Annotated in this window: 1 protein-coding gene; it reads left to right on the forward strand. The window is 34.6% G+C overall.

Annotation, left to right across the window (positions count from 1 at the left end; genetic code table 11):
- Positions 1–196: 196 nt before the first annotated feature.
- The gene (locus ACHAJD_RS09795) at positions 197–1897 is read left to right on the forward strand and encodes an IS1634 family transposase (RefSeq protein ID WP_435585686.1); all 1701 of its coding nucleotides are present in this window, start codon (positions 197–199) and stop codon (positions 1895–1897) included.
- Positions 1898–1988: the final 91 nt, after the last annotated feature.

Below are 1988 nucleotides of genomic sequence, written 5' to 3' on the forward strand. Positions count from 1 at the left end.
CCCGAGTTTTGCAGTTGGCTATTTAAAAACTGTAGAGTTCACAACAAAAAACAACAGAACAGACAACCATCTAGATCGCTATTTTAAGGTATTTAGATGGTTTTTTATATAGTTCAACTACAAAACTAAAAATAGTATAAATATATGTTGTATTAAGTTGTACTAATGTAGTATAATAGTATTAGGTGGTGAGCGTATGTTTATTAAAAAAATCAAGGTTCCCAATGCAGATGATTACAATGTTTATTTAGTTGAAGGCTATCGTGGTATGGATGGCAAGGTAAAACATCGAACTTTAAAAAGTTTTGGACGTTTGAGTGAGCTTATGCAAATTGATTCTCATGTGATTGATAACTTAGAAAAACAAGCCAAAGAATTGACATTGAAAAGAGATCAAAACCAACAAGACTTTCTTTTTCTTGATTTTTCCGAAAGACATGATGGAAGTCAAAAGTCTCTCAACTATGGCTATGTCTTCTTAGAGCGACTTTACAATAAAATCGGGTTATCCCGTTTTATGCAAACTTACCAAACACAAGTGAAATGTCAGTACAACTTAGATGATATCTTAAAACTACTTGTCTTTTCGCGTTGTTTAAACCCAGGGAGTAAGAAGAAAGCCTATGAAGGCAAGGGAAACTACTTCTTTGAGTTCAGTGATTTCAAATTAGACGATATCTATAAGTCACTTGATTATTTAGCTGAAGTTAAAGACGACTTAACCTTAGCGATGCACGAAGGGATTAGTGAGACATACGGCAGAGACTGCACACTCGTTTTCTATGATGTGACGAACTATTACTTTGAATCAGAAGAAATGAACGGGCTAAGACAAAGAGGTGTCTCTAAAGAGAAAAAGAAAACAGGGATTATTCAAATGGGACTCTTTATCGATCGTAACGGGATCCCCATTACGTATGAACTCTTTCCAGGACACACCAATGATTTATCAACGATGCGACCTATCTTAGAAAAGATAAAGAAACAGTACAACTTAGGAAAAATCACTATTATCGCTGATAAAGGCAATAATAGCGGTAAAAACTTAGACTATATCGACAGACAAAAAGACCATTACATCATCAGTCAAAAGATTAGACAAAGAGGGAATCAGTTGGCCGACATTGTCTTAGACCAAAAAGATTACATCATGAATAGTACAGGCACATTCAAGTATAAAACGGTTGAAAGAGAACGTGAGATTAAAGAAAACGGTAAAGTCGTTTCAACCATAAAAGAACATCTCTTGTGTTTTTGGAGTTTAAAGGAAGAACGTTACCAACATGGTAAACGTGGATTATTGGATGAAAAGATTGATAAGTTTATTAATGATCCATCATTATTAAACGCTTCAAACAGTTTTGGGGTTAAAAAATACTTTAAGAAAACCACGTATGATAAAGACACAGGCGAAATCGTTAAAACGAAAAATCGTTATGAGTTTAATCAAGATAAGTATGAACGCGACATTGCGCTTGATGGGTATTATGCGATTGTGACCAATGATTTAAACCTCACACCCTTTGAGATTATTGATCACTATAGACAACTTTCAGTTATAGAGGATTCCTTTAGAGTGACGAAAACAGACTTAGAAGGAAGACCGGTGTATGTATGGACAGATAACCATATCAAGGGGCACTTCCTCACATGTTTTATCGCGTTAACACTCTACAGATTACTACAACTAGAAACCAATAACGAATACTCTGTGAATCGGCTTAAGGAAGCGTTGAATAGTGCAAGTGCCGTTTCGTTAGATCAAGGAATCTACCTTCTTCATGATACGCATGATATTATTAAAGATTTATGTTTAGTCAATCGTGTTGATTTAGGCTTTAAGAAAGTTAAAATAGAATACCTTAAGAATCAGTTAGACAAACTTAAGACCGCTTAATACAACAAGTAAAAACATCAAAAAAGAGACTACAATCCACTAATAAAGCGGATTGGGTCTCTTTTACTCTTTTTAAACTATAAAACTCGGG

It is taken from the genome of Liberiplasma polymorphum, from assembly GCF_043951795.1.
GTDB classification, from domain to species: Bacteria; Bacillota_I; Bacilli_A; order Izemoplasmatales; family Izemoplasmataceae; genus Liberiplasma; species Liberiplasma polymorphum.